Annotated in this window: 21 protein-coding genes; 15 read left to right on the forward strand and 6 right to left on the reverse strand. The window is 67.8% G+C overall.

What is annotated here, in order from left to right:
* Window positions 1-7 precede the first annotated feature (7 nt).
* Entirely contained in the window at window positions 8-1,876 is a 1,869-nt protein-coding gene (locus BM43_RS32145) for a collagen-like triple helix repeat-containing protein (protein ID WP_042283631.1), read from the reverse strand.
* A 642-nt stretch (window positions 1,877-2,518) separates the two neighbouring features.
* On the opposite strand from BM43_RS32145, the gene BM43_RS32150 reads away from it, so the two are divergent.
* The 14 genes from BM43_RS32150 (at window position 2,519) to BM43_RS32215 (ending at window position 16,630) form a co-directional block, all read left to right on the forward strand.
* Window positions 2,519-2,695, forward strand: a complete 177-nt coding sequence (locus tag BM43_RS32150) for a Flp family type IVb pilin (RefSeq protein WP_025101208.1) — start codon at window positions 2,519-2,521, stop codon at window positions 2,693-2,695.
* Window positions 2,696-2,784: 89 nt separating this feature from the next.
* Entirely contained in the window at window positions 2,785-3,285 is a 501-nt protein-coding gene (locus tag BM43_RS39640; protein WP_080741954.1) for an A24 family peptidase, read from the forward strand.
* Window positions 3,282-3,752: a TadE/TadG family type IV pilus assembly protein gene (locus tag BM43_RS32155; RefSeq protein ID WP_036051751.1), complete on the forward strand. Its 471-nt coding sequence runs from the start codon at window positions 3,282-3,284 to the stop codon at window positions 3,750-3,752. The genes BM43_RS39640 and BM43_RS32155 overlap by 4 nt, the downstream gene beginning before the upstream one ends.
* Window positions 3,753-3,852: 100 nt before the next feature.
* Entirely contained in the window at window positions 3,853-4,779 is a 927-nt protein-coding gene (gene cpaB / locus BM43_RS32160) for a Flp pilus assembly protein CpaB (protein WP_036051749.1), read from the forward strand.
* Window positions 4,780-4,844: 65 nt separating this feature from the next.
* On the forward strand, window positions 4,845-6,284 hold the full coding sequence (locus tag BM43_RS32165) for a type II and III secretion system protein family protein (RefSeq protein ID WP_036051747.1): 1,440 nt from the start codon (window positions 4,845-4,847) through the stop codon (window positions 6,282-6,284).
* A gap of 75 nt (window positions 6,285-6,359) precedes the next feature.
* Window positions 6,360-7,613 carry a fimbrial protein gene (locus tag BM43_RS32170; RefSeq protein WP_036053497.1) on the forward strand — a complete coding sequence of 418 codons (1,254 nt, stop codon included), beginning with the start codon at window positions 6,360-6,362 and terminating at the stop codon, window positions 7,611-7,613.
* 3 nt (window positions 7,614-7,616) lie between these two features.
* Window positions 7,617-8,960: a TadA family conjugal transfer-associated ATPase gene (locus tag BM43_RS32175; protein WP_036051746.1), complete on the forward strand. Its 1,344-nt coding sequence runs from the start codon at window positions 7,617-7,619 to the stop codon at window positions 8,958-8,960.
* On the forward strand, window positions 8,953-9,960 hold the full coding sequence (locus BM43_RS32180) for a type II secretion system F family protein (protein WP_036051745.1): 1,008 nt from the start codon (window positions 8,953-8,955) through the stop codon (window positions 9,958-9,960). Before BM43_RS32175 ends, BM43_RS32180 begins: the two co-directional genes overlap by 8 nt.
* A 10-nt stretch (window positions 9,961-9,970) precedes the next feature.
* Window positions 9,971-10,957 (forward strand): type II secretion system F family protein, encoded by a 987-nt coding sequence (locus tag BM43_RS32185; protein ID WP_025101200.1) that lies wholly within the window; start codon window positions 9,971-9,973, stop codon window positions 10,955-10,957.
* Between the two features lie 27 nt (window positions 10,958-10,984).
* Window positions 10,985-11,839 (forward strand): tetratricopeptide repeat protein, encoded by an 855-nt coding sequence (locus BM43_RS32190; protein WP_036051743.1) that lies wholly within the window; start codon window positions 10,985-10,987, stop codon window positions 11,837-11,839.
* 20 nt (window positions 11,840-11,859) lie between these two features.
* Window positions 11,860-12,528 carry a DUF3613 domain-containing protein gene (locus tag BM43_RS42525; RefSeq protein ID WP_267908801.1) on the forward strand — a complete coding sequence of 223 codons (669 nt, stop codon included), beginning with the start codon at window positions 11,860-11,862 and terminating at the stop codon, window positions 12,526-12,528.
* A gap of 20 nt (window positions 12,529-12,548) precedes the next feature.
* Window positions 12,549-14,429: a TadG family pilus assembly protein gene (locus BM43_RS32205; RefSeq protein ID WP_036051740.1), complete on the forward strand. Its 1,881-nt coding sequence runs from the start codon at window positions 12,549-12,551 to the stop codon at window positions 14,427-14,429.
* A 25-nt stretch (window positions 14,430-14,454) separates the two neighbouring features.
* Window positions 14,455-15,849 carry a sigma 54-interacting transcriptional regulator gene (locus BM43_RS32210; protein WP_013697807.1) on the forward strand — a complete coding sequence of 465 codons (1,395 nt, stop codon included), beginning with the start codon at window positions 14,455-14,457 and terminating at the stop codon, window positions 15,847-15,849.
* 49 nt (window positions 15,850-15,898) lie between these two features.
* Entirely contained in the window at window positions 15,899-16,630 is a 732-nt protein-coding gene (locus BM43_RS32215) for a DUF2968 domain-containing protein (protein ID WP_017921110.1), read from the forward strand.
* 119 nt (window positions 16,631-16,749) lie between these two features.
* Here BM43_RS32215 and hfq read toward each other — a convergent pair whose 3' ends face one another.
* From hfq to BM43_RS32240, 5 genes are all read right to left on the reverse strand, one after another.
* On the reverse strand, window positions 16,750-17,346 hold the full coding sequence (hfq, locus tag BM43_RS32220) for an RNA chaperone Hfq (protein ID WP_036041239.1): 597 nt from the start codon (window positions 17,344-17,346) through the stop codon (window positions 16,750-16,752).
* Between the two features lie 411 nt (window positions 17,347-17,757).
* The gene (locus BM43_RS32225) at window positions 17,758-18,690 is read right to left on the reverse strand and encodes a DUF1571 domain-containing protein (RefSeq protein ID WP_036041236.1); all 933 of its coding nucleotides are present in this window, start codon (window positions 18,688-18,690) and stop codon (window positions 17,758-17,760) included.
* Window positions 18,691-18,722: 32 nt separating this feature from the next.
* Entirely contained in the window at window positions 18,723-20,477 is a 1,755-nt protein-coding gene (locus BM43_RS32230) for an AMP-binding protein (protein WP_036051739.1), read from the reverse strand.
* A gap of 108 nt (window positions 20,478-20,585) precedes the next feature.
* The gene (locus tag BM43_RS32235; RefSeq protein ID WP_036053496.1) at window positions 20,586-21,383 is read right to left on the reverse strand and encodes a TetR/AcrR family transcriptional regulator; all 798 of its coding nucleotides are present in this window, start codon (window positions 21,381-21,383) and stop codon (window positions 20,586-20,588) included.
* Between the two features lie 214 nt (window positions 21,384-21,597).
* Window positions 21,598-22,818, reverse strand: coding sequence for an MFS transporter (locus tag BM43_RS32240; protein WP_025102162.1), 1,221 nt, complete (start codon window positions 22,816-22,818; stop codon window positions 21,598-21,600).
* Between the two features lie 270 nt (window positions 22,819-23,088).
* On the opposite strand from BM43_RS32240, the gene BM43_RS32245 reads away from it, so the two are divergent.
* The gene (locus BM43_RS32245; RefSeq protein ID WP_036051738.1) at window positions 23,089-23,643 is read left to right on the forward strand and encodes a GNAT family N-acetyltransferase; all 555 of its coding nucleotides are present in this window, start codon (window positions 23,089-23,091) and stop codon (window positions 23,641-23,643) included.
* Window positions 23,644-23,701: the final 58 nt, after the last annotated feature.

Genomic DNA, 23,701 nt, shown 5'->3' on the forward strand with positions numbered 1-23,701 from the left:
TCGATGCTTAGTGCTTGCCGCCGCCGAGCAGGCCGCCGACCAGCGAGGTCACGGGCGAGAGCAGGCCGCCGCCCGAACCGCTGGTGCTGGTGGTGCTGCTCGAGCCGCTCAACCCGGCCACCGTGGTGCCGGTGCCCGAGGTGGCCGCGCCGCCGGTCGCCGCGCCGGCTGCCGAGCCGAGCGCGCCGGTCAGGCCCGACACGAGGCCGGTGACGGGCGCCAGCAAGCCGCCCGCGCCGCCGGCGGAGCCGCTGCTGCCGCCAGCCGCGCCGCTGAGCGCGCCCGTGACGCCCGACACCAGGCCCGTGACCGGTGCCAGCAGGCCGCCCGCGGCACCGCCGCCGGTGGCGCCGCCCGTGGCGCTGCCGAGCGCACCCGTGACGCCCGACACCAGGCCCGTGACCGGGGCCAGCAGGCCGCCCGCGGCACCGCCGCCGGTGGCACCGCCCGTGGCGCTGCCGAGCGCACCCGTGACCGAGGAGACCAGGCCCGTGACCGGGGCCAGCAGGCCGCCTGCGCCGCTGCCGCTGGTACCGCCGGCGGCCCCGCTGAGCGTGCCGGTGACCGAGGAGAGCAGGCCGGTGACCGGTGCCAGCAGGCCGCCCGCGCCGCCGCCGGCCGAGCTGCCGCCGAGGCTGCCGAGCGCGCCGGTGACGGTCGACACGAGGCCGGTGATCGGGGCGAGCGGGCCGCTCGAACCGCTGCCGGAGCTGCCGCCGAGGCCGCCCAGCGCGCCCGTCAGGCTGCCCAGCGCGCCGGTGATCGGCGCCAGCGGGTTGGAGCCGTTGCCGCCCGTGAGCAGGCCGCCGAGCGAGGCGACCGTGGTGCCGGTGGCCGATACCGTCGAGCCCAGGCCCTTGGTGATGGCATTGCCGCCGCCGGTCGACGAGATCAGGTTGCCGGCCTGGTTCAGGCCGCCGCCGATGGTGCCGAGCAGCGTGTTGACCGGCGCGCCGAGCCCGGTGGCGCTGCCGATCGTCTGCGTGGTGTTGGCGATCACCGAGGTGATCGGCGTGATCGCCGAGCTGACGGTCTGCGTGATCTGCTGGACCGGGCCGGTGGTCAGGACCGTGCCGAGTGTGGTGCCGCCGTTGGCCACCGCGGTGCCGAGCGTCGAGACCAGGCCGCCGACCACCGAGGTGACCGGCGCGAGCGGCGAGAGCGGGCCGCTGCCGAGGCTGCTGACCAGTTGGCCGGTGCCGGTGACGGCGTTGCCGAGCTGCGATACCACGTTGCCGGTCGAGCCGAGCGTGGTGCCCAGCGGGTTGGTCGAGGCGCCGAGCTGGCCGAGGCCGCCGGCCAGGCCGTTGCCGAGCGCGCTGACCGCGCCGCCCAGGCTGTTCACCACGCCGCCGAGGGCCTGCGTCTGCGCGTTGCCGAGGCCGGGCAGGGACTGGCTGGCGATCGTCGAGCCGATGCCGGACACCGCCGTGCCCGCGTTCGAGACCACGTTGCCGGTATTGGCGACCACCGTGCCGAGCGCGTTGACCGAGGAGGTGCCGCTGCTGGTGCCGGAGCTGCTACCCGAGGAGGTACCGCTGCTGGTACCGGAGGACGTGCCGGAGCTGGTGCCCGACGAGGTGCCGCTGCTGGTACCTGAGGACGTACCGGAGCTGGTGCCCGAGGAGGTGCCGCTGCTGGTACCTGAGGACGTACCGGAACTGGTGCCGGAGGACGTGCCGCTGCTGGTACCGGACGAAGTGCCCGAGGACGTGCCGCTGGTGCCTTGCGGCGTGTTGTTGCCGCCGCTGGAGCCGCCCGTGCCCTGGCTCAGGGTGCCGGAGCCGCCGCAGGCGGAGAGGGAAAGCATGGCTGCCACGGTGGCCGCGATCAAAGTCGTCCGGAGCGTGCCCTGCATGATCGGTTGAGTGTCCATTTCGTCCTCGCAGTGGTGTTGTGTGATCTGTGTTACCGCGACGAAGACTCTGCAACACTCGTGCCACGCGATTCGAATGCCTCTCGAAGACGATTCACGGCGCCTCGGAAAGCCTTGTTCCATCTAGGTTTAACGATTGCCGAAAACGATTTTTAATCGTTTCGAAACGATCGTCTGGAGCCCGATATTTGGGGTTCCGTAACGTAACGTCACAGGATTTCCGTTACGCCGCTCTCGTAACGTGGTGCGGCGCGATACGGTTCACTCGAACGATTGTTTTACTGGTGGATTAGACAGGGTGATCTAACCTATCGTTAGCCCTTATGGGGCTGCCGCCGAAAGATAGTAAAAATTGTGATGCCGGGGGAACCGCCGATCGCGAAATTCATAAAAAAAGTTGGAAAGAAAAGATCTTCGGATTAAGATTCGTCCGTGCATGCCCACGAATGCACTGCAACACCAAAGTGGAGGTGCCTATCGAAAGCATTGCAAAAGTGTTAACTGGCATCGAAATATGTTAAGAGCTCCTGGAAAAACGAGCTATAAAGAAATGGCCGGAGCCGGACGTCGAAGCCGGTGAAGGTGGGACGGCCAGAATGCGAGGCGCATAAGGCCAACGAAACTCAAGGCACGAGGATTACCATGAACGCACTTATCAATCGCTTCCTCAAGGAAGAAGACGGGGTTACCGCTGTCGAATACGGCCTCATTGCAGGCCTCATGGCAGCCGCGCTGGTCATTGGTCTGGGGGTTCTCACCGGGGGCATCAACGCCGCCTTCAACTTCATCGCGGGGCACCTGAACGCACTCGGCAACTGATCGGGCGATTCCGTTGTCGTTTTCCGTTCCAGGATGTGCGGGTGCCGATTCGGCGCCCGCACTGATTACGCGCGCCTTCGAGAATCTGGATGATTCTGCTTCTGAGTGTCGGGGTATTCCTGGCCTGGGCGGCGATGGTTGTGGTCGGCGATTGTCGTTATCGGCGTATTCCCAATTCCTTGGTAGTGACGGGGTTGATATGCGCCATTGCATCGGTTGCGGCCGGGCATAACCCATTCGGTATAACGCGAGTCGACGCAATAATCGGTGCTGTGGTTGGATTCGTCGGATTGTTTCCATTTTTTGCATGGCGAATGATGGGGGCGGCTGACGTCAAGGTATTTCTGGTGCTGGGTGCCTGGTGCGGCGTTCGTGGCCTGTTCTGGTGCTGGATTCTCGCCAGCCTGGTGGCCCTGATTCACGTACTCGGCATTTTGTACCTGACCCGTACCCCGGTCAGTGCGTTATGGCAACGGAGTGCGCCGGCATTTTCGCTGGGTGGGCGCCGTGGTTCGCCATATGCGGCGTTTCTCGTAATACCAGCCGCGGCATGGCTGATCGTTCAGATTGTTACGGGGAATATGCGATGAAACCGATTCTTCGCGCGCCGAGGCGGCGTGGCGAACGCGGCTCGATGTCGGTGGAGTTCGCGCTGATGCTGCCTGCATTCTTCATGGTGCTGTACGCGGTCGTGACCTATGGCCTGATCTTTGCCGCGCAGCAGAACCTGACCCTTGCCGCGACCGAGGGTGCCCGGGCGGCACTCAATTACCAGGTGAGCGCCAGCGCCCAGGCGGCATTGACCGCGCGCGCCACGGCGGCCTGCACGGCTGCCACCAACCTGACGGCCTGGATCAAGGGCGCGACCTGCACGACCACCTCGGGCGGGACTTGTTCCTACGATGCGACGATGTACTGCATCAAGGTCACGCTGACCTATCCCTATGCCACCAGTCCGCTGATCGCGCCGCTACCTCTGGTGGGTTTCCTGTTGCCGGTGCCGACCGCCCTGACGGGTACGGCGACGGTCCAGATCAGCCCGGTGAACATCATCTAGCGGGGAGGAACGTGCATGAGATTGCACCGGCTGACGGGGCCCGAGTGCAGGTAGGCAAGCGCCAATCATTTCATGGATTGCAAGTTCGCATAACAACACCATGGCCAATAATTTGACGAAGGTTCTCGCGGTAGTGCTGATCGGGATTGCGCTGCTGCTCGGAATTTATGCATGGGTGCTGGGACGTCGCCCGGCGCCCGTGGTAAACCAGACGCAGCAGGCGGCGCCCGCCAAGCTGTTTCCGGTGGTGGTGGCCGCGCATCCGCTCAAGGCGGGCCAGCCGATTCCGGCCGACGGTCTCAAGGTGCAGCAGGCGGCGGGGCTGCCCGAAGGCGCGTTCGCCGATCCGGTGCAGATCATCGGACGCGTGCCGATCGCCGATATTCCGGAGCAGGCCGCGGTGGTCGAGAGTTCGCTGTCTTCCGGCGTGGCCGACCAGATCCAGGCCGGCGAGCGCGCGGTGGCCGTCAAGGTCGACGAGACCAACGCGGTCGGCAACCGGGTGCGGCCCGGCAATTTCGTCGACGTGTTCGTCAACCTGAAGCGGGATCAATCCGCAGGTGGCCTGCCGGGCAATGGTTCGAGTGGCCCGGAAATCACCAAGACCCAGGCCAAGCTGCTGCTCTCGAAAATCCGGGTACTTGCCTTCGGCGATGCCACCACCGCGCGCGATCCCTCCAATGGCGTGGGCGGCGCGGTGCGCACCGCGGTGCTCGCCGTGCCGACCGATCAGATCGACGCGCTGACGCTGGCCGAGGCCGCCGGCGCCTTGACGCTGGCGCTGCGCAGCCCGCGCGACGAGGAGGTGGCCACCGACACGGCCGCGATGCGCGTGAGCGCCAACCTGGCGGGCAAGGACCCGTCCGCACGCGCGGCGCTCGGCCTGTCGCTGTCGGAATTGTCGCGAGGCGTGGCCGACACGGCGCCGCCCCCGCCGCGCAGGCCGGCGCGAGTGGTGGCGCGCAATCCGGAGGGCGGCAGCATCGAAGTGATACGGGGTGGGCGCGTCGATTCGGCGTCCTATTGAGTCAACGGCAGCAGGCAGCAGGTCGTAACCGACACGGAGAGGTCCGGCTGCGGACCTCCGACACAATGAAAAAGAATCTGATTGCATTGGCCATTGCATTGAGTGCCTTGACGCTGTCGTCCGTGGCAAGCGCAGCCGGCCCAGACGCGAGCGTCGACATCGCCGTGGGCGCGCAGCGCCAGATCGCGGCCGGGCGCAGCCTGCAGCGCGTCGCGGTCGGCGATCCGGCCGTCGCCGACGTGCTGGTCGTGAAGGGCGGCGGCGTGCTGCTGATCGGCAAGAGCGCGGGTACCACCAACGTGATGGTCTGGGAGCGCGGCCGGGCCGATCCCGCCGTCTACACGGTGCATGTGACGAGCGGAGCGGCGAACGCCTTGCTCGACGAGAACACGCCGCGGGTCAGTACCTATGGGGATACCACCGTGATTTCGGGTTCGGCGAGCACGCTCGAGGCGCATCAGCGCGCGGTCGATGTCGCGACCGCGGCCGCGGCGGCGCGCACGGCCGCCAAGCAGTCGAGCGGCGCGCAAGGGGGCGGTGCGGGGGGCGGCCGTGGCGGTGGTGGCGGTGGCGCCTTCGGCGCGGGTGCCGGCCAGGCGGGCGGCGGCGCAACGCCCGGCGTGGTCGATGCGTCGACCATCAGCGGCAAGAACGTGGTGCAGGTCGACGTACGCGTGGTGGAATTCAGCCGCTCGGTGGCCAAGCAGGCCGGTCTCAACCTGTTCAAGACTAACAACGGTTTCTCGTTCGGCAGTTTCGCGCCGAGCTCGCTGCAGTCCTCGAGCTACACCCCGTCGAACGGCATGACGGTCTCCGCGACTACCCCGATCGCCTCGGCGTTCAACCTGGTGGTCGGCTCGACCACGCGCGGCATCGCCGCCAACCTGTCGGTGCTGGAGCAGAACAACCTGGCGCGGATCCTCGCGCAGCCGACCCTGGTGGCGCTGTCGGGGCAGAGCGCAAGCTTCCTCGCCGGCGGCGAGATCCCGGTGCCGGTGCCGCAGTCGCTCGGCACCATCTCGATCGAATGGAAGCCGTACGGCATCGGGCTGACGGTCACGCCGACCGTGCTCGGGCCGAACCGGATCGCGCTGAAGGTCGCGCCGGAGGCGAGCCAGCTCGACTTCCTCAACGCGATCACGATCGACAGCATCACGGTGCCGGCGCTGACCACGCGTCGCGCGGACACCACGGTCGAGCTCGGCGACGGGGAAAGCTACGTGATCGGCGGGCTGGTCGACCGCGAGACCACCTCGAACCTGAGCAAGGTGCCGTTCCTCGGCGATCTGCCGATCATCGGCGCCTTCTTCAAGAGCCTGAGCTATTCGCAGAGCGACAAGGAACTCGTGATCATCGTGACGCCGCACCTGGTGTCGCCGATCGCGGCCGGCACCAAGCTGCCGAGCACGCCGGGCGAATTGTCGGAACAGCACGACGGGCCGGTATGGCGCTCGTACCTGGGCGGCATGCTGGTGCCGGATACGGCTCCGGGGTTCTCGAAATGAGAGCGCCGGACCATGGGGTAGTGAGCGGCCGGATGCGGTGCACGTTCACGCGCCGCTCTACGGGGAGTGTTCCACATGAACGCGAGAACTCAATCGTTGGCTGAGCCTGCCGTCACCGATCATTTCATCTGCGCTTCCACGCGTGTCGAGCATGTGCGCTGGCTGGCGCAGACGCTCGTCTCGACGGGCGCGGTCGAGTCGTCGCCGCTCGAGGCGGCCGCGCTCACGCAGCGCATCGGTGGCCTGAACCCGGCCCTGGTCTTCATCGACTTCGCGGGCGACCAGGCCGCCGCCAGCACGGCCGTGGCGGCCGTGCGCACGGCCTATCCGGGCCTGCCGGTGGTGGCGCTGGGCACCCTGGTCGAGCCGGAGAGCGCCTTGTCCGCGCTGCGCGCGGGCGTGCGCGATTTCGTCGACCTCTCGGCGCCGGCCGAGGAGGCCCTGCGCATCACGCGCGGCCTGCTCGACAACCTCGGCGAACCGACCAGCCGCCACGGCAAGGTGCTGTCGCTGCTCGGGGCGCGCCCAGGGATGGGTGTCAGCACGCTGGCGGCGAACCTCGCGGTGCTGCTGCAGCGCAAGGCGGCCGCGCAAAGCCGCCGTACCGCGCTGATCGACCTGGGCCTGCCGGCCGGCGACGGCGCGCTGTTCCTCAACACGCGCTGCGAACTCCATTTCGTCGAGGCGGTGCGCAACCTGCGCCGGTTCGACCGGACCTTCGTCAATACCGCCTTCGCCCATCACGCGAGCGGTGTCGCGCTGACCACCCTGCCGCCCAACCTGGCCGACCTGCGCGAAGTGTCCGCGGCCGCCTGCACGGGGCTGTTCAATCGCCTGCGCGCCTTCGTCGACCAGCAGGTGGTCGATCTCGGCGGTTTCACCAACCGCGAATTCATCTCGCAGATCGTCTCCCTGAGCGACGAGGTCTGGCTGGTCTGCGACCAGGGCGTGGCCTCGGTCGTGTCGGCCGTCGAGCTGCTCGGCGACCTGCGCGAGAAGGGCATCAACCTGGAGCGCGTCAAGCTGGTGGTGAACCAGTACGACGCGGCGATCGGCCTGTTGCCGGCGCAGATCGCCGAGCGGCTGGAGATCCCGCTGCTCTCGACGCTGCCGTCGCGGCGCGTGTCGATCGGACATGCGGCGAACCAGGGGCGGCTGATCGTCGAGGCCGCCGAGCGCGACCCTTACGTGAAGGCGCTCGATGCGCTGAGCGAGCGGCTCACGGCCGGCGTGCCGAGCCTGCCCGGCGCGCTGCCGCCAGCCCAGGCGCCGGCCGGCGGGCTGTCGGCGTTGAAACGATTCATCCACTCCACCACGAAGCGGTCGTAAGCGATGGCACACGACGACATCCAATTTGCCGACGGCGCCGCGCCGTTCTCCCAGACGCAGCAGTTCCACGACATCAAGAACGCCGCGCACGAGCACCTGCTGACCCGCATCGAGGAGCTCGGTTCGGAGTTCGGCCGCTGGTCGCGCCAGGCGATCAACCAGTTCGTCGATCTCGAGATCGACAGCTTCGTGCGGCTGCGCCGGATCCCGCTCAACGAGAGCGAGGTGCGCGAGATCGCCGAGGCGCTGACCAAGGAACTGGCCGGCTTCGGCCCGATCGAGGACCTGCTCGGCGATCCGCTGGTGGAGGACATCCTGATCAACGGCTACAACGACATCTACGTGTCGCGCCGCGGGATCCTCGCCAAGCTGCCGATCCGCTTCACCGACAACGCCCACCTGCTGCGCATCGTGCGCCGCATCCTCGCGCCGGTCGGCCGCCGGCTCGACGAATCGAACCCGATGGTCGACGCGCGGCTGCCCGACGGCGGGCGCGTCAACGTGGTGATCGAGCCGCTGTCGCTGGACGGCCCGGTGGTGTCGATCCGCAAGTTCCGCAAGGATCCGCTCAAGCCCTCGGACCTGCTCGAGAACGGCACCTACAACGACGAGATCTCGGTGCTGCTGGAGGCTGCCGTGCAGGCACGCTGCAACATCCTGGTATCGGGCGGCACCAGCTCGGGCAAGACCTCGCTGCTCAACGCGCTGGCCTTCCACGTGCCCGAGACCGAGCGCGTGGTCACCATCGAGGACACCGCCGAGCTGTCGCTGAACCACCCGCACGTGGTGCGGCTCGAAAGCCGCCCGGGCGGCTTCGACGGCACTGGCGTGGTGAGCATCCGCGACCTGCTGCGCAACACCCTGCGGATGCGCCCGGACCGCATCATCGTCGGCGAAGTCCGCGGCGGCGAGGTGCTCGAGATGCTGCAGGCGATGAACACCGGCCACGACGGCTCGATGGGCACGATCCACGCGAGCTCGCCGCGCGAATGCCTGTATCGCCTCGAGATGCTGGCCGGCTTCGCCGGTTTCCAGGGCACCGAGTCGAGCCTGCGCCGCCAGATCGCCAACGCGATCGACTTCATCGTGCAGATCGGCCGGCTCTCGAACGGTCGCCGCCGGATCCTCTCGATTACCGAGGTGACGGGCATGTCCGACAACATCGTGGCGACCCAGGAGCTCTATCGCTACGACGCGCGCGTCACGCCCGAGGGCGAGGAAATCGACAACTGGGAAGCGCTCGGCATCCATCCGCATTCGCCGAAGCTCGCGCGTTTCCGCAACGTGCTGATCGGCAACATGAGCGCGGCAGGCGGCTTCGGGCGCAGCGGGGGCTTCAATGTCTAGCGGCGTGCTCTGGGCCCTGTCGTTCGCGCTGATTCTCGCTGCCGCCGGCGTCTGGCTCTGGCGCGGCAGCCAGATGCGCGAGGAGAGCGCCCATACGCGGCGTTTCTTCGACAGCCGGCTCGAGCAGGCCACGCGCGCCGCGGGTGCGGGAGTCGTGCCGGGCGGCGCGGCAGCCGGCTCGACGGCACGCGGGGCGTCGAGCGCGGCGGTTCAGCCCGGGCAGGCCGCGACGCCTGCCGTCGGGCTGGCGGCGTGGCGGGCCCGGGCTGAGGCGGTGTTGCGAGGCATCAACGACCGGGCCGGGCTCGACGAGGTGCGCGGACTTTTTCGCATGCTGCTCGGCATCGTCGCGCTGGTGACGCTGCTGGCCGGCCTGCGCAGCGGCTGGGTGGCGGCCGTCGCGGCGCTGATCGGCAGCAGCACACTGCTGGCACTGTGGGTACTGCGCCGGATTTCGGCGCGCCGCCTGAAGATCGTGCGGCAACTGCCTTCGTTCCTCGACGGCGTGGTGCGTCTCGTGACGCTCGGCAACAGCGTGCCGGCGGCGTTCCAGGGGGCGCTGGGTACCACCGAGATGCCCCTGCGCTATTGCCTGGACCAGGTGTCGCGCATGCTGCGCACCGGCGTCGAGATCGATCGCGCCATGCTGCATATCGCCAAGGAATACCGGATCCGCGAATTCGAGCTGGTGGGCTCGGTGCTGCGGCTGTCGGTCAAGTACGGCGGTCGGGCGGACGTGATGCTTGAGCGCATGGCGACCTTCATGCGCGATCTCGAGCAGGCCGAGCGCGAGCTGCATGCGATGTCGGCGGAGACGCGCCTGTCCGCGTGGGTACTGGGCCTGCTGCCGATCGCGGTCGGCAGTTTCGTCATCTCGACCAATCCCGCGTATTTCACGGCGATGTGGACCAACGACTCGGGACGCTCGGTGCTGTACGTCGCCTTCGGGCTGCAGGTCTTCGGTGGTTTCCTGCTGTACCGGATGGCGCGGCTCAGGTAGAGGAAGCGGAATGGATGCAAATCGTTTGGGGGCGATGGCGCTGGTGCTGGGGGCGGCGGGGGTGCTGCTGCTGGCCGGCCTGGCGATCGTGCGCAGCCTGCTGGTACAGCGCAGCGAACGGGCCTTGATGAAGGCGCTCGACCAGCGGGTGGCGGCCAGCCACGCCGCGGCCGCGCGTGCCGGGCGGGCTGCCGAGATCAAGCCGGTCGAGGCGCCGCCGACGGGCTTCGCCGCCTGGCGCGCACGCGCCGAACAGCTCGGGATGCGCTGGATGGAAACCGGGTTCGGCCGTCAGCTGGTTGCCGACGAGGACCGGCAACTGCTCGAGCAATGCGGCTTCGTCGAGGCCCGCTCGCGGGGCCTGTTCCTGACGGCGCGCCTGCTTTGCGCGGTCGTGCTGCCCCTGGTCGCGCTGCCGTTCGCCGCGCGTGTCTCGGCGGGCGGCTCGCTGTTCGTGGTGCTGTTCGCGATCGCCGTCGGCTTCATGGTCCCGAAGATCTATATTCGCCGCCGCGCGACGGCACGGCGTGAAAGCGTCACCGACGAGATGCCCCTGTTCGTCGACATGCTGCGCCTGCTGCAGGGCGTCGGCCTGTCGCTCGACCAGAGCATGCAGGTGATCACGCACGACTTCACGACCATGATGCCGGTGCTGTCCTGGGAGCTGGGCGTGGCCCAGCGGCAGTTCGCGGCGGGACGCACGCGCGAGCAGTCGCTGGCGCGCCTGACCAACAGCTTCGACAACGAGGATCTGCGCTCGATCGTGCGGCTGCTGATCCAGGTGGACAAGCACGGCGGCGCGGTGCAGGAACCGCTGCGGCTGTTCGGCGATCGCCTGCGCGACGGGCGGCGCGCGACGCTGCGCGAGCGCATCGGCAAGCTGACCGTGAAGATGACCGGCGTGATGATCGTCACGCTGCTGCCCGCGCTGCTGATCGTGACGGCCGGGCCCGGGATCATGACCGTCGTGTCCGCGCTGGCGAACATGAGGCATTGACGCGATACGACGAAGGAGTGGAGCGAGATGAATCGATCGAATTGGCGCGTCATGCTGGCCGGCGTGCTGGTCGGCGCCCTGGCGAGCGGCTGTTCGCTGTTCAAGGAGTCCAACTACGGGATCGGTGCGCAGGCCGAGCGCGCGGCGCTGATGCAGGCGGCCGACAAACCGGATCCGCCCGACACGCCGGGCATGTACCTGGGGCTGATCGACCGGATGCAGCAGCAGGGACTGTTCTATGCCTCGCTGGCGCATATCGACGAATACGAGAAGCTGTACGGCTCGACGCCGGACACCAAGCTGCTGCGCGCCGACGCCTTGCGCTCGACCGGGCAGTACGAGGCGAGCGAGCAGGTCTACACGCAATTGCTGAATACCACGCTGGCGGCGCGCGCCTATCGCGGCATCGGCCTGATCGCGGGCACGCGCGGCGATTTCACGCGCGCGGCTAAGCTGCTCGACCAGGCCACGCTGCTGGCGCCGACCGACGCCTCGACCTTGTCCGATCTCGCCTATGCGCGCATGCGCACCGGCGATCTCGCGCTGGCGCGCGTGCCCCTCATGAAGGCGGCCGAACTCGACCAGAAGAATGCGCGGATCCTCAGCAATGTCGCGCTGTTCCTGGTGGCGACGGGCCACGACGGCGACGCGCAGGGGTTGATGGACCAGCAGCGCATGTCCCAACCATTGCGCAACGAGATCCGCGATGACGCGGCGCGCGTGACGGCCGCCCAGCGCATGCGCCAACTGACGGTGGTGCCGGCGCCGGCGCCGGCGCGCGCCGGCGCGACCGCTAGCGGCGACGTGGGCGCCCAGCCGATCGCCAGCAATGACGGCTTCGACCTGGCTGCGCCGCTGTTGCAGCGCTTCTCGCAAAAATGACGAACCACACGGAGTCGACGATGCGACATTTCCCATCCCATCCGCGCGCCAACCCGCGACGCATCGGGTTCGCGCTGGCGGTGCTGGCCGGCGTGCTCGGCGCCACGGTGGCGCGGGCGCAGGCCGTGGATCCGGCGCTCGCGCAATTGCAGCAACAACTGCAACCGATCTCGGGTGCCCAGTTGCAGCCGCAACTGCTGGCGCCCGCCGATGCCGCGCCTGCGCCGCAGGCGGCGGTGCAGCAGGTGCAGGGTTCATCGCAGCCCTTGCCGGCGGTCGCGCCGTCGACGCAGGTCCAGGCAGCCCAGCCGCAGCCGGTGGCGCTCCAGCAGCAGGCGGCACCGCAGGACGTGGCGCCGCCTCGGCCGGCGGTCGCGGCCCAGCCGGTGCCCGCGCCGGTCGAGGTGGCGATGCAGCCGGCCCCAGCGCCGCCCGCTGCGATGGAGCCGGCCCGTCGGCGCTCCGACGTCGGCCCGAGCACCGAGGCCTGGCTCGATCTGCAACGTAGCAATCGCGCCGCGTCGTCCGAGCCGCATCCGTTCGAGGGCGCGGCCGCGTCGTATGCCTATCAGCGCTACCTGCAGTCGTTCAACTCGCCGATCCCGACCTGGTTCACCTCGGTCCAGCAGGGTTCGGGCGGCGGCGGCAGTGGCGGCTCGTCGTTCGGCGGCGGCTCGCAGTCGCAATAATCGTCGAGGCAGAGGCAATCATGAAACCCGCTCAATCCCGCCGTATCGGCTTGTCGATCCCCGGACGCACGATCGTCGGCCGACGCCGGGAGCGCGGTGCGTTCGCGGTGATGACGCTGATCTTCCTGGCGGCCACCATCTCGATCCTCGGCGTCATCGATATCGGCAACGCGTTCTTCGAGCGCCGCGACCTGCAGCGCATCGCCGACATGGCCGCGCTGGCGGGGGCGCAACGGCTCGACAACGCCTGTGCCCAGGCACCGGTCACCGCCACGGCCGCGGCGACCAAGAACGGCTTGAACACCGGCACCGGCGATACCATCACGGTCGGCTGCGGGCGCTGGGATCCGAGCGTCAACGCCGCGCCGAGCTACTACGTGCCGGCCGCCAATGTCGGCACCGGCTCGTCGAACCCGAATGCGCTGCAGCTCAACGGGGTGCAGGTGAAGCTGACGCGGCAGGTGCGGCACTTCTTCGTGGGACCGACGCAGACCGTGCGTGCCAGCTCGACCGCGCGCGCCACCGCGATCGACGTGTTCTCGGTCGGCGCGACGCTGGCGCAGCTCGGCGGTACCAGCTGCTCGGGCACGCCGGCCTCGTCGTCGGCGAATCCGGGTTTGGTCAACGGCCTGCTCGGCGCGCTGCTCGGCTCGAAGTCGGGGCTCAACCTGAGCCTGGTGTCCTACCAGGCGCTGGCCTGCACCAACGTGCGGCTCGCCGATATCGCGACCTCGGCCGGGGTCGGCACGATCGACCAGTTGCTCGCGCTGAATCTCTCGCTGTCGCAGTTCCTCAAGCTGATCGCCAATGCGCTGCAGCAGACCAGCGTGGTCAATGCCAACCTGCAGGCCAGCCTCGGCGCGCTACAGGCGATGATCTCGGCCAACGTGAACGGCGGCAATCTCAACCTCGGCGGCCCGAACGGCCTGCTGAACATCGCCCTGGCCAATACCCAGTCGGCCGCCACCGCCACCGTCAGCCTGCTCGACCTGATCATGGTCGGCGCCGAGGTGGCGAACTCGAACAACGCGGTGGCCGTCAACATCCCGTCGGTGGCGCTAGGTGGGCTGACCGGCACCCAGCTGCAGGTGCAGATCATCAGCCCGCCGTCGATCGGGATCGGCGAAGGCGGCATCAATCCGGCCACCGGGCAGTGGCGCACCCAGGCCTCGACGGCGGCCGTCGGGTTGTACCTGGTGGTCGATCTCGGCCTCAAGCAGGTGCCGATCGTAGGGCCTCTGCTGCAACTAGTCGGCGTCAATGTCGACGTGACGCTGCCGCTCTATCTGCAGGTCGGTACCGGCAAGGCCGTGCTCAACTCGACTCAGTGCGCGCAAACAGCCGCCGCGAGTACCGCCACCATCACGGCCACACCGGGCGTCGCGAACCTCTGCATCGGCACGCCACCGCTCAATTCGAAAGGCATGATCAGCCTGTCGTCGACCTACAGCTGCAAGTCGCCAGCGCAGATCATCAACGCGCAGATCGCGCCGTTTGGCATTCTCAATCTGCTGCAATTGACCGTTTCGGTCTCGAATATTTCGGTACAGGTCCAGGGGGCGGCGCAGACCCATACCTTCAGCGGTGTAGCCGGCCTCGATTCCGACTATTGGACGGTCAACTCGAACGCGCTCGGCTCGGCGCTCGCCAATGCGCTGGCCCAGCTCGCCACCGCGCAGATTTCGCCGAATCTGGGCCTGCTTGGGAACCTGATCTCGGTTGCCCTGCCCTCCAACTTCGTCGGGACCATCCTCGGCATCCTGCAGCCGGTCCTGGGCCCGCTGCTGTCCGCCCTCGACGCGGTTATCGTTCCGCTCCTGAACCTGCTCGGCGTGCAGGTCGGCGCGGCCACCGTGCACCAGATCTCGCTGACCTGCGGGGTCGCGCAGACGGTCTATTGAACGCATTGACTGGTATTGGCATCCGATGAGAAACACACCTGCAATCGAAGGGCTCGACCTCTATGTCTGGGAAGGCAAGGCGGACATCGTCGACCGTGTCGCCCGCTGCATGGCCAGCTTCGACGTGGAGGTGATCCGGGCCGACAACGTGGTGCTGTCGGCCGAGCGCGCGGCCGCGCGTGCGTCGCTGGCGATCATCAGCGTCAGCATGATCGAGAGCGGCGCGGCCTTCCTCAGCGAATGGCAAGCCAATATCGGCATGCCGGTGGTCTGGGTGGGCGCCGCGCGCGGCGGTGGCGACGCCGCCAGCTATCCGCCCGAGTACTCGCACATTCTTCCGCTCGACTTCACCTGCGCCGAGCTGCGCGGGCTGGTTTCGAAGCTGGTCGCGCAACTGCGCGCGCACGCCGCGCAGACCTCCGAGCCGGCCATGCTGGTGGCGCATTCCGAGCCGATGCAGGCCCTGCTGCTGGAGGTCGACACCTTCGCCGACTGCGATACCAACGTGCTGCTGCACGGCGAGACCGGCGTCGGCAAGGAGCGCATCGCGCAACTGCTGCACGAGAAGCACTCGCGCTACCGGCACGGCGAATTCGTGCCGGTCAACTGCGGCGCGATTCCCGACGGCCTGTTCGAATCGTTGTTCTTCGGCCATGCCAAGGGATCGTTCACCGGCGCGGTGGTGGCGCACAAGGGCTATTTCGAGCAGGCCGCGGGCGGCACGCTGTTCCTCGACGAAGTCGGCGACTTGCCGCTCTACCAGCAGGTCAAGCTGCTGCGCGTGCTGGAGGACGGCACGGTGCTGCGGGTCGGCGCCTCCGCGCCCCTGAAGGTCGATTTCCGGCTGGTGGCGGCGAGCAACAAGAAGCTGCCGCAGCTCGTCAAGGAAGGATCGTTCCGCGCCGACCTCTACTACCGGCTGGCCGTGATCGAGCTGGGCATTCCCTCGCTCGAGGAACGCGGCGCGGTCGACAAGATCGCGCTGTTCAAGTCCTTCGTGGCGCAGGTGGTGGGCGAGGAGCGGCTGGCGGCCTTGCCGGACCTGCCTTACTGGCTGGCCGACGCGGTGGCGGATACCTATTTCCCCGGCAACGTGCGCGAGTTGCGCAACCTGGCCGAGCGCGTCGGCGTGACGGTACGCCAGACCGGCGCCTGGGACGCGGCGCGGCTGCAGCGCCTGGTGGCCCATGCGCGCGCCGCGCAGCCGGTGCCGGTGGAAAGCGCGGCCGAGGTCTATGTGGATCGCAGCAAGTGGGACATGGGCGAGCGCAATCGCGTGATCGCGGCCCTTGACGCCAACGGCTGGCGCCGCCAGGATACCGCCCAGCATCTGGGCATCAGCCGCAAGGTGTTGTGGGAAAAGATGCGCAAATACCAGATTTTCGACGAAGAGCCCGAAGCGCGTGAAAGTGAGGGATAATGCGAGGATTGCGGTCAGAATTACAACTAATCTGTGCAGGAATCTCTACATGAGCCATAAACGGGTTTTGGGGCGGACATTTATTGCAGGATTGGTGGTGGCGGGCGGGTTTCAGGTGGCACAGGCTCAAGGCCTGGCGGGTAGCGACAACGCGGCGCCCGCGGTTTCTCCTGCTGCGCAGTCCTCGGGCGGCGTGGTGAATTCGGCGCCGGCCGCGCCGAGCGCCTTGCCGCAGGCCGCCCAGCCGACGGCGGGCGATGGCGCGGGTACCACGCAGAGCACCATCGACGAACTCCAGCAGCAGATCCAGTCCCACGCGCTGACCGAAATGCGGACCGCGTACAACGGCAGCTATGGCGCGAGCCTGCTGTTCAACATCAAGGACGGCACCTATTACGTCGCGCTGTTCCAGCAGAAGGCGTTCTGGCGCGTGATCAAGACCAGCAACGAGGCGCGCGCCGAGGCGGTATTCCGCGATTTCTCGAAGCAGGCCGAATCGCTGGCCGCCTCGGAACTGCAGGCGGCACGCCTGGAAGCGCAGAAGGCACAGACCGACAAGCAGATCGCGGTGGTCCAGGATCGCGCCAACCGGCTGCAGGCCGATCTGCAGATCGCACGCGAGCAGCAGGCGGCGGTCAACAACCGCCAGAAGGCCACGCGTAGCGAGACGGCTTCGCTGCAGGCCCAGCGCGATGCGCTGCAGGCCCAGTTGCGGCAGTTGCAGATGCAGGTTCGTTCGCTGCAGCGCCAGGCTGACGCCGGGTTGCCGGGCAACCAGTAAGCGCGGGCAGGGCGCTGCCGGGCGAGATTTGCTGCTTGGCGCGCCGGATCGTTGGAAGGCTCGCGGCAACACGTGCCGGAAGGAAAAAGGGCAAGCCAGTTGGCTTGCCCTTTTTGCGTTTACTCGTTGCCGCCGTTACCGCTGCCGCTGCTGCCGCCCGTCGGTCCGAGCGGCCGGCGACGGCGCGTGACGATCACGGTGGGACTGCCGCTGCGCTCGGACGGCGTGGACACGCCTTCGTGCGATTCGCGGGGATAGTCGCGCGGCGCGCTGTATTCGCGCGGGGCGCCGTATTCACGCGGTTCGCGGGGTTCACGCGGCTCGCGCGGGGGATAACCGCCGCCTTCGCGGCCTTCGCCGCGCGATTCGCGCGAGCCGCCATGCGAGCCGTAGGGGCTGTGGCCGCCACCTTCGCGGGGCGGCCGGCCGCCGCCGTGCCCGCCATGGCCGCCGCCACCACCGGTGCGGGGGCCGCCGCGGCCGCCACCGCCGCCGGGGCGCGAACCGCCCATGTCGAGCTGGATCGTCGAGATCGCGCGTTTGTAGATGCCTTGCAAACCGACGGGCGTGCGCAGCATCACCAGGTACTGGTCGAACGACTCGATGCAGCCCGTCAGACGGATACCGTTGACGAGGTAGATTTCCACGCGCTTGCGTTCCTTGCGCGCTGCGTTGATGAAGTCGTTTTGCGGATGGGATTCTGCAGGATTGGCCATTGAGAAGCGGCTTGAGCCGGCGTCAGATGAGGGTTTTGCTTGGATGCGCCGCGCTATCTGGCGGAGCGCTTGAGCGGGATTCTACCCTGTTCGTTTGAGAAGCGTACGTGGACCTTTGTGTCGAACCGTTACCCACTATAGACGTTTTGGCGCGGGAAGTGCGAGCCGGCCGGACGGCCAGGCGGCTTTGCACTGGGACGGGGAGCGGCCTGAAGTTGAGGCCGGAATCCCCGCCATGCGCTGCACCTTGACGGTGCCGAACAGCGGAAATTGGGGTGGCGATGCGAAAAATCAAGGGCTGGGGCCAGCCGTTCGACGTGACGAACTGTCGCGGTGGTGCTCTCCGGCGGGGAGGTTGCCGGCACGGCCGGATGGAGGTGGCATGCCATCGGGCCGTGCGGATCGCTTCGATCAGTATTTGTAGTCGGGGTTCTTCGGATCGAAGGCGGAATCGTCGAAGCTGGTCGGCGTGATCTTCTGGAATACGATCCGCTCGAAGATCCGGCCGTCGTTGTCATAGGACTCGACGGTGCGGAAATACGGGTGGCGCAGGTCCAGGCCCAGCGTTTCCTTCTTGGCATAGAACTGCGGGCGGCCGGTCGGCGTCTCGTAGGTCAGGGCCACCACGCGCACGCCGTCGATGGTTCTGGCTTCGACGCGGGTCGGCTTGCTCACGCCGGCGGCCTCGTATTTCCTGCCTTCGCTCAGATACAGCCCGGTCACGTACTCGGTGCCGAGATCGCGGATCGTGTGATTCGACTGCGCGCGCGCCAGCGTGCCGGTGATCGAGGTCCACAGCGGGATCTTGCCCAGCAGGCCGCCGAGATGGCCGTACATTTCGTCCTTGCGTTTGGTCTCGTCATAGATCGCTTCCTGGCCCGAATGCGCGCCGTCAGGCAGCCACTTCGCGTAGATGCGCAGCGGTTCGCGCGTGATCTTCACGCTCATGTGATCGGGCTTGTCGGCCCACTTGTCGCCGAGCCGCTCCTGGCGCGTCATGGTGAATTCGTAGGACGGGTAGCCGTTCGGGCCCGCCGCGATGTAGGCGGGCACCGTCATCGGGTCGAGCGCGCTGAACAGGGCGGTGAGCGTCGCGTCGTCGAGCTTCTCGAGCGTGCCGTCGCGCGCGGCCGTCTTGAGCCAGGCGGCCTGCTGCGCGACCGGCTGCTGCGTGACGCGCGCGAGCTCGGGCGGCAGCGCGGCGGCGGTACCGGCCGCGGCGGAGGCTGGCGCGGTGGCCGCCTCCTGCGCGATCGTCGGCGTGGCGGCGCATGCCGCCGCCGTTGCGAGCAGGCCGAGCAGGGCGGCGCGGCGCCAGCGCGGCGAGGGGGAAATTGAAACCATGCCTGTCTCCTGATGTTGTTCGGTAGCCCGAATCATTGCGATGCGGCTGCCTTGAGCCGGGCGAGTTCCTCGTCGCGCAGCGCGCGGCGCAGGATCTTGCCGACATTGGTCTGCGGCAGCGCATCGCGGAATTCGACCGTCTTCGGCATCTTGTAGCCGGTGAGGTTCTTGCGGCAGTGCGCGAGCACCTCCTCGATCGTCAGCGCGGGGTCGCGCCGCACCACGAAGGCCTTGATGCGCTCGCCCTGCGCGGGATCGGGCACGCCGATCGCGGCCGCCTCGCTGATGCCCGGATGCATCACCAGCACTTCCTCGATCTCGTTCGGATAGACGTTGAAACCCGACACCAGGATCATGTCCTTCTTGCGGTCGATCAGGCGCACGAAACCGCGCTCGTCCATCACGCCGATATCGCCGGTCGCGAGCCAGCCCTCGCGGTCGAGCACCTTGGCGGTTTCGTCGGGGCGCTGCCAGTAGCCGCGCATCACCTGCGGGCCGCGTACGCACAGCTCGCCGGCCTCGCCGATGCCGGCCCAGCTGCCGTCCTCGCGGCGAAAGCGCACCAGGGTCGAGGGCGCGGGGATGCCGATCGAGCCGTTGAAGTCGTGCATGTCGTTCAGGTCGACCGGGTTCATGGTGACGATCGGCGAGCATTCGGTCAGGCCGTAGCCTTCCACCACCGGGCAGCCGGTGACCTCCTTGAAGCGATCGGCCACCGCGCGCTGCATCGCCATGCCGCCCGCCATCGCGAGCTTGAGCTTGGAGAAATCGCGGGCGCGGAATTCCGCGTTGTCGAGGAAGGCGTTGTAGAGCGTGTTGATGCCGGTGATGCCGGTGAAGGTCTCGTTGCGCAGGATCTTCATCATCATCTTCGTGTCGCGCGGGTTGGCGATCAGGATGTTGCGCCCGCCCAGGCCCATGAAGATCAGCGCATTCACGGTCAGAGAATAGATGTGATAAAGCGGCAGCGGCGTGAGCACCGTCTCGATCTCGCCCGAGACCTGGTCGGCGATCCACGACTTCGCCTGCAGCAGGTTCGCGATCAGGTTGCCGTGGGTCAGCATCGCGCCCTTCGCCACGCCGGTGGTGCCGCCCGTGTATTGCAGGAAGGCCAGGTCCTCGCGCGTGAGCGTCACCGGCACGGCGCGCCGGCCGGCGCCCTGGGCCAGCGCCGCGCGCAGCCTGACCGCCTGCGGCAGCCGGTAGGCGGGCACCAGCTTCTTGACGCGCTTGAGCACGAAGTTGATGAGGCGGCCCTTGGCGTTGAAGCCATCGGCGAGCAGGTCGCCGAGCGCGGTCACGATCACGTTGCGCACGCGCGTCTCCGGCAGCGCTTCCTCGAGCGTATGGGCGAAGTTCTCGAATACGACGATGGTTTCCGCGCCGCTGTCCTTCAACTGATGCGCGAGCTCGCGCGCCGTGTAGAGCGGGTTGACGTTGACCACCACCGCGCCGGCCTTGAGCGCGCCGAACAGCGTGATCGGATACTGGAACGAGTTCGGCAGCATGATCGCGACGCGATCTCCGGGCTTCACGCCGAGCTGGTGCTGCAGGTAGGACGCGAAGGCTTCGGCCTTGCGCCCGAGCGCGGCATAGCTCAGTTGCGAGCCGGCGCTGAGGTAGGCCACGCGATCGGCGTAGCGCGAGGTGCATTCGTCGAAATACTGGGCGAGCGAGTCGTACTGCGTGAGGTCGATCTCCTGCGGCACGCCGCGCGGATAAGCCGGGAACCAGATGCCGTCGGTATTCGGCGCCGGCGCGCCGACGGGGGCAACGGTGGCGTTCATCGCTGATGTCTCCAGGTTCATTGGAATCGTGATCGGCGGCAAGCGGGCGCCTCGCGCCGGCGAACGGGCGCGAGGGAGTCGACCGCACGCGCCGTCGGGCGTCGCGCCTCAGGAAGCGTGCCGCGCGTGCAGCAGCGTACCGGCCGAGGCGCTGAACGGCCCGGCCTGCAATTCACCACCGCCGGCGACCAGCGGGCTGCCGCGCTGCGCGTCCTCGAGCACCGCGGCGAAGATCGACATCTGCGCCGCGTCGGGCATCGGCGCCTTCAGCGCGGCGACGATCAGCGAGGACAGGCGCGCGATCATCTGCACGTCGTTCATGCTGCGGCCCTGCGAGAAATCGTCGAGCAGGCTGTCGGTTTCCGCGCCCGCCAGGGCGCCGGACAGCGCGCCGATCGCGTAGTGCAGGCGCCAGCCGAGTTCGCTGCGCGGCAGTTGCGGCAGCGCGCGCTGGAACGCCTCGAAGAAGCGTCCCGCGACGCTCGCGTAATGCGCCGACAGGAAGCTGCGCACGAAGGTCGAGGGATCGGTGTAGGCGCGCCCGATCAGCCGCAGGAAGGCGCGGCCGCCGCGCTGGGGATCGCGCGAGGCCTGCAGCGCCGGGATGAACATCGCGCCGAGCACGTGCTCGCAGGTGATGGAGGCGCCGAGCTGCGCCTCGAAGCGATCGAGGATGCGCAGGCGTTCGTCGTTGAGCTGGTCCAGGCGGCGCGAGAGCATCGCGTGGATCAGCGCCTCCTTGCTGCCGAAGTGGTAATTGACCGCCGCGAGATTGACCGCGGCACGCGACGTGATCTGCCGCATCGACATCGCCTCGAAGCCGTGTTCGACGAACAGGTCTTCGGCCGCGTCGAGTATGCGCGCCTTCGTGCCGCCGCTTTGCCGGCTGGCCTGACGAACCGCCATGTGCGCCTCCCTTTTGATCACCGTTTCGTTGCCGAACAGGCGATTCAAATCTGTAATTGAAACAAGCGTTTTTTATTAAGATAAGAAGCGTCGCGGGAGGGCGGCAAGCGTTGTCTGTGGGCGGAATCCTCTAGTGCTGGTGTGCGTTGCAGCATCATCGCGCGGGAATGCGCGCGGCGGCGCGCCTCGCGCGATGATGCGCTGCGGGTGAGGCTCAGTGGGTGGCGGCGGCTTGCGCGGCACTCTGCGTCATGTCGATGCCGCGTCGTTCGCGGCTGAACAGGATCAGCACCGCGATCACCACGGCCACCGTGCCGGCCACGATGGCCAGCGCGTGGCCGTAGTCGTTGCCGTTGTCCACGGCGAGCTGCGCCTGCATGGTGGCATTGCCCGAGGCGAGCAGGTTGCCGAGCTGATAGACGAAACCCGGGAAGGTCGCGCGGATCTCGTCGGGCGAGATCTCGTTGAGGTGGACCGGGATCACGCCCCAGGCGCCCTGCACCGAGATCTGCATCAGGAAGGCGCCGGCCGCCAGCGCGAGCGCGCCGCTCGAGAAGGCCCACAGCGGCAGCACCGGCAGCGCGATCAGCGCGGCGATGAAGATCGCGCGGCGCCGGCCGATCTTTTCGGAGATCGAACCGAAGGCGAGGCCGCCGACGATCGCGCCGATGTTCAGGACGATGGTGATCCACGACACCGTATGCGGGTCGAAGTGATGCTGCTCGCGCAGGAAGGTCGGGTAGAGATCCTGGGTGCCGTGCGAGAAGAAGTTGAAGGCCGTCATCAGCACCACCGCGTAGACCGACAGCTTCCAGTTCTGCTTGAGCGTGGCGACCAGGCTCGGCCGCGGGCGCTTTTCCATCTGCTTCCAGGCGGGCGACTCGGGCACGTGCGAGCGCACGTAGAGCACCAGCAGCGCCGGCACCACCCCGATCATGAACATGCCGCGCCAGCCGATGTACTGGTAGAGCACGCCGAACACCACCGAGGCGAGCAGATAACCGCTCGGATAGCCGGCCTGCAGCAGTCCCGAGACGATGCCGCGCGAATGCGGCGGCACGGTTTCCATGGTCAGCGCGGAGCCGACGCCCCATTCGCCGCCCATCGCGATGCCGAACAGCGCGCGCATCACGAGCAGGGCGCCGAGGCTGGGCGCGAAACCCGAGGCGAGCTCCAGCACCGAATAGCAGGCGATGTTGACCATCAGGGTTGGCCGACGGCCGAAACGGTCGGCGAGACGGCCGAAGATCAGGGCGCCGAGCGGACGCATGGCCAGGGTCAGGGTGACGGCAAAGGCCACCGCCGGGATTTTCGTATTGAATTCCGCGGCGATATCCTTCAGCACGAATACCATCAGGAAGAAATCGAAGGCGTCGAGGGTCCAGCCGAGATAGGCAGCGATCGTTACGTTTCTTTGTTCCCGGGTCCAGCTCATGGGGCAGGTCTCCTTGGTGGCGGCGCCGCGCGGCGGCAAGGCCCGCCCAGCGCGGCGCCGGGCGCGGACGGCCGGTTCAGTGTACGCCGAGGAATAAGGATCGCGTTCCGTTTGATTTCAGGCTCGGGATTAATCCCTAGTCGATTTTCGCGGGTAAATGGCAGAATGCGCAGGATTGAATTGAATATGAAAGACATGTATTGGAATTGAATGCATGTCGTTTCAATTTTCGTAATCCGATTATTGATCGGAATCCTGCCCGGAGCGTTCATGACGGATGCCTGCCATCGACCCGGAAACGGGGTGCCGCCGTTGCGGACCGAGCGACTGATCCTGCGTGCGCGCACGCTCGACGATCTCGAGGCCTGCCTGGCGATGGACCGCGATCCGGAGGTCACCCGCCATATCCCGGGGCCGTGGGGCGATCCGCTCGCGCATCGGCGCTTCGTGCTCGATCGCATCACGCGCGGCTATCCGCCGGGGCATGGCTACTGGGTGCTGGCCGAGGCGCGCGAGCCGGCGCGTTTCCTCGGCTGGGTCCTGCTGCTGCCCGTCGAGGGCAGCGAGGCGCCCGAGATCGGCTGGCGCCTGGTACGCGATGCCTGGGGGCAGGGTTATGCGAGCGAGGCGGCGGCCTGCGTGATCCGGCATGCCTTCGATGCCGTGCAGGTCTCGGCGCTGATCGCCGACATCGCCGTCGACAATGCCGCCTCGCTGAAGCTGGCGCGCAAGCTGGGCATGCGAGCGCTCGACGTCGTCGAGGACGAATCCGGCTCGTGGCTGCGGCACCGGCTCGATGCCCCGGGCGCGGCCTGTTCGCCCTGAACCGCGAGGCGCGAGTTCGAGGTTCGCCCGAGGGGCGTGCCGAACGGCACGACCGCGG

Source organism: Burkholderia gladioli (assembly GCF_000959725.1).
Taxonomy (GTDB): Bacteria; Pseudomonadota; Gammaproteobacteria; order Burkholderiales; family Burkholderiaceae; genus Burkholderia; species Burkholderia gladioli.

What these genes read in the sequence shown, in the direction of transcription:
- BM43_RS32225 (WP_036041236.1), bottom strand. Translation starts at nt 18,690, where the DNA reads ATGGTTTCAATTTCCCCCTCGCCGCGCTGGCGCCGCGCCGCCCTGCTC.
- hfq (WP_036041239.1), bottom strand. Translation starts at nt 17,346, where the DNA reads ATGGCCAATCCTGCAGAATCCCATCCGCAAAACGACTTCATCAACGCA.
- BM43_RS32155 (WP_036051751.1), top strand. Translation starts at nt 3,282, where the DNA reads ATGAAACCGATTCTTCGCGCGCCGAGGCGGCGTGGCGAACGCGGCTCG.
- BM43_RS32180 (WP_036051745.1), top strand. Translation starts at nt 8,953, where the DNA reads ATGTCTAGCGGCGTGCTCTGGGCCCTGTCGTTCGCGCTGATTCTCGCT.
- BM43_RS32165 (WP_036051747.1), top strand. Translation starts at nt 4,845, where the DNA reads ATGAAAAAGAATCTGATTGCATTGGCCATTGCATTGAGTGCCTTGACG.
- BM43_RS32185 (WP_025101200.1), top strand. Translation starts at nt 9,971, where the DNA reads ATGGATGCAAATCGTTTGGGGGCGATGGCGCTGGTGCTGGGGGCGGCG.
- BM43_RS32150 (WP_025101208.1), top strand. Translation starts at nt 2,519, where the DNA reads ATGAACGCACTTATCAATCGCTTCCTCAAGGAAGAAGACGGGGTTACC.
- BM43_RS32190 (WP_036051743.1), top strand. Translation starts at nt 10,985, where the DNA reads ATGAATCGATCGAATTGGCGCGTCATGCTGGCCGGCGTGCTGGTCGGC.
- BM43_RS32175 (WP_036051746.1), top strand. Translation starts at nt 7,617, where the DNA reads ATGGCACACGACGACATCCAATTTGCCGACGGCGCCGCGCCGTTCTCC.
- cpaB (WP_036051749.1), top strand. Translation starts at nt 3,853, where the DNA reads ATGGCCAATAATTTGACGAAGGTTCTCGCGGTAGTGCTGATCGGGATT.
- BM43_RS32245 (WP_036051738.1), top strand. Translation starts at nt 23,089, where the DNA reads ATGACGGATGCCTGCCATCGACCCGGAAACGGGGTGCCGCCGTTGCGG.
- BM43_RS42525 (WP_267908801.1), top strand. Translation starts at nt 11,860, where the DNA reads ATGCGACATTTCCCATCCCATCCGCGCGCCAACCCGCGACGCATCGGG.
- BM43_RS32215 (WP_017921110.1), top strand. Translation starts at nt 15,899, where the DNA reads ATGAGCCATAAACGGGTTTTGGGGCGGACATTTATTGCAGGATTGGTG.
- BM43_RS32230 (WP_036051739.1), bottom strand. Translation starts at nt 20,477, where the DNA reads ATGAACGCCACCGTTGCCCCCGTCGGCGCGCCGGCGCCGAATACCGAC.
- BM43_RS32205 (WP_036051740.1), top strand. Translation starts at nt 12,549, where the DNA reads ATGAAACCCGCTCAATCCCGCCGTATCGGCTTGTCGATCCCCGGACGC.
- BM43_RS32210 (WP_013697807.1), top strand. Translation starts at nt 14,455, where the DNA reads ATGAGAAACACACCTGCAATCGAAGGGCTCGACCTCTATGTCTGGGAA.
- BM43_RS32240 (WP_025102162.1), bottom strand. Translation starts at nt 22,818, where the DNA reads ATGAGCTGGACCCGGGAACAAAGAAACGTAACGATCGCTGCCTATCTC.
- BM43_RS39640 (WP_080741954.1), top strand. Translation starts at nt 2,785, where the DNA reads ATGATTCTGCTTCTGAGTGTCGGGGTATTCCTGGCCTGGGCGGCGATG.
- BM43_RS32170 (WP_036053497.1), top strand. Translation starts at nt 6,360, where the DNA reads ATGAACGCGAGAACTCAATCGTTGGCTGAGCCTGCCGTCACCGATCAT.
- BM43_RS32235 (WP_036053496.1), bottom strand. Translation starts at nt 21,383, where the DNA reads ATGGCGGTTCGTCAGGCCAGCCGGCAAAGCGGCGGCACGAAGGCGCGC.
- BM43_RS32145 (WP_042283631.1), bottom strand. Translation starts at nt 1,876, where the DNA reads ATGGACACTCAACCGATCATGCAGGGCACGCTCCGGACGACTTTGATC.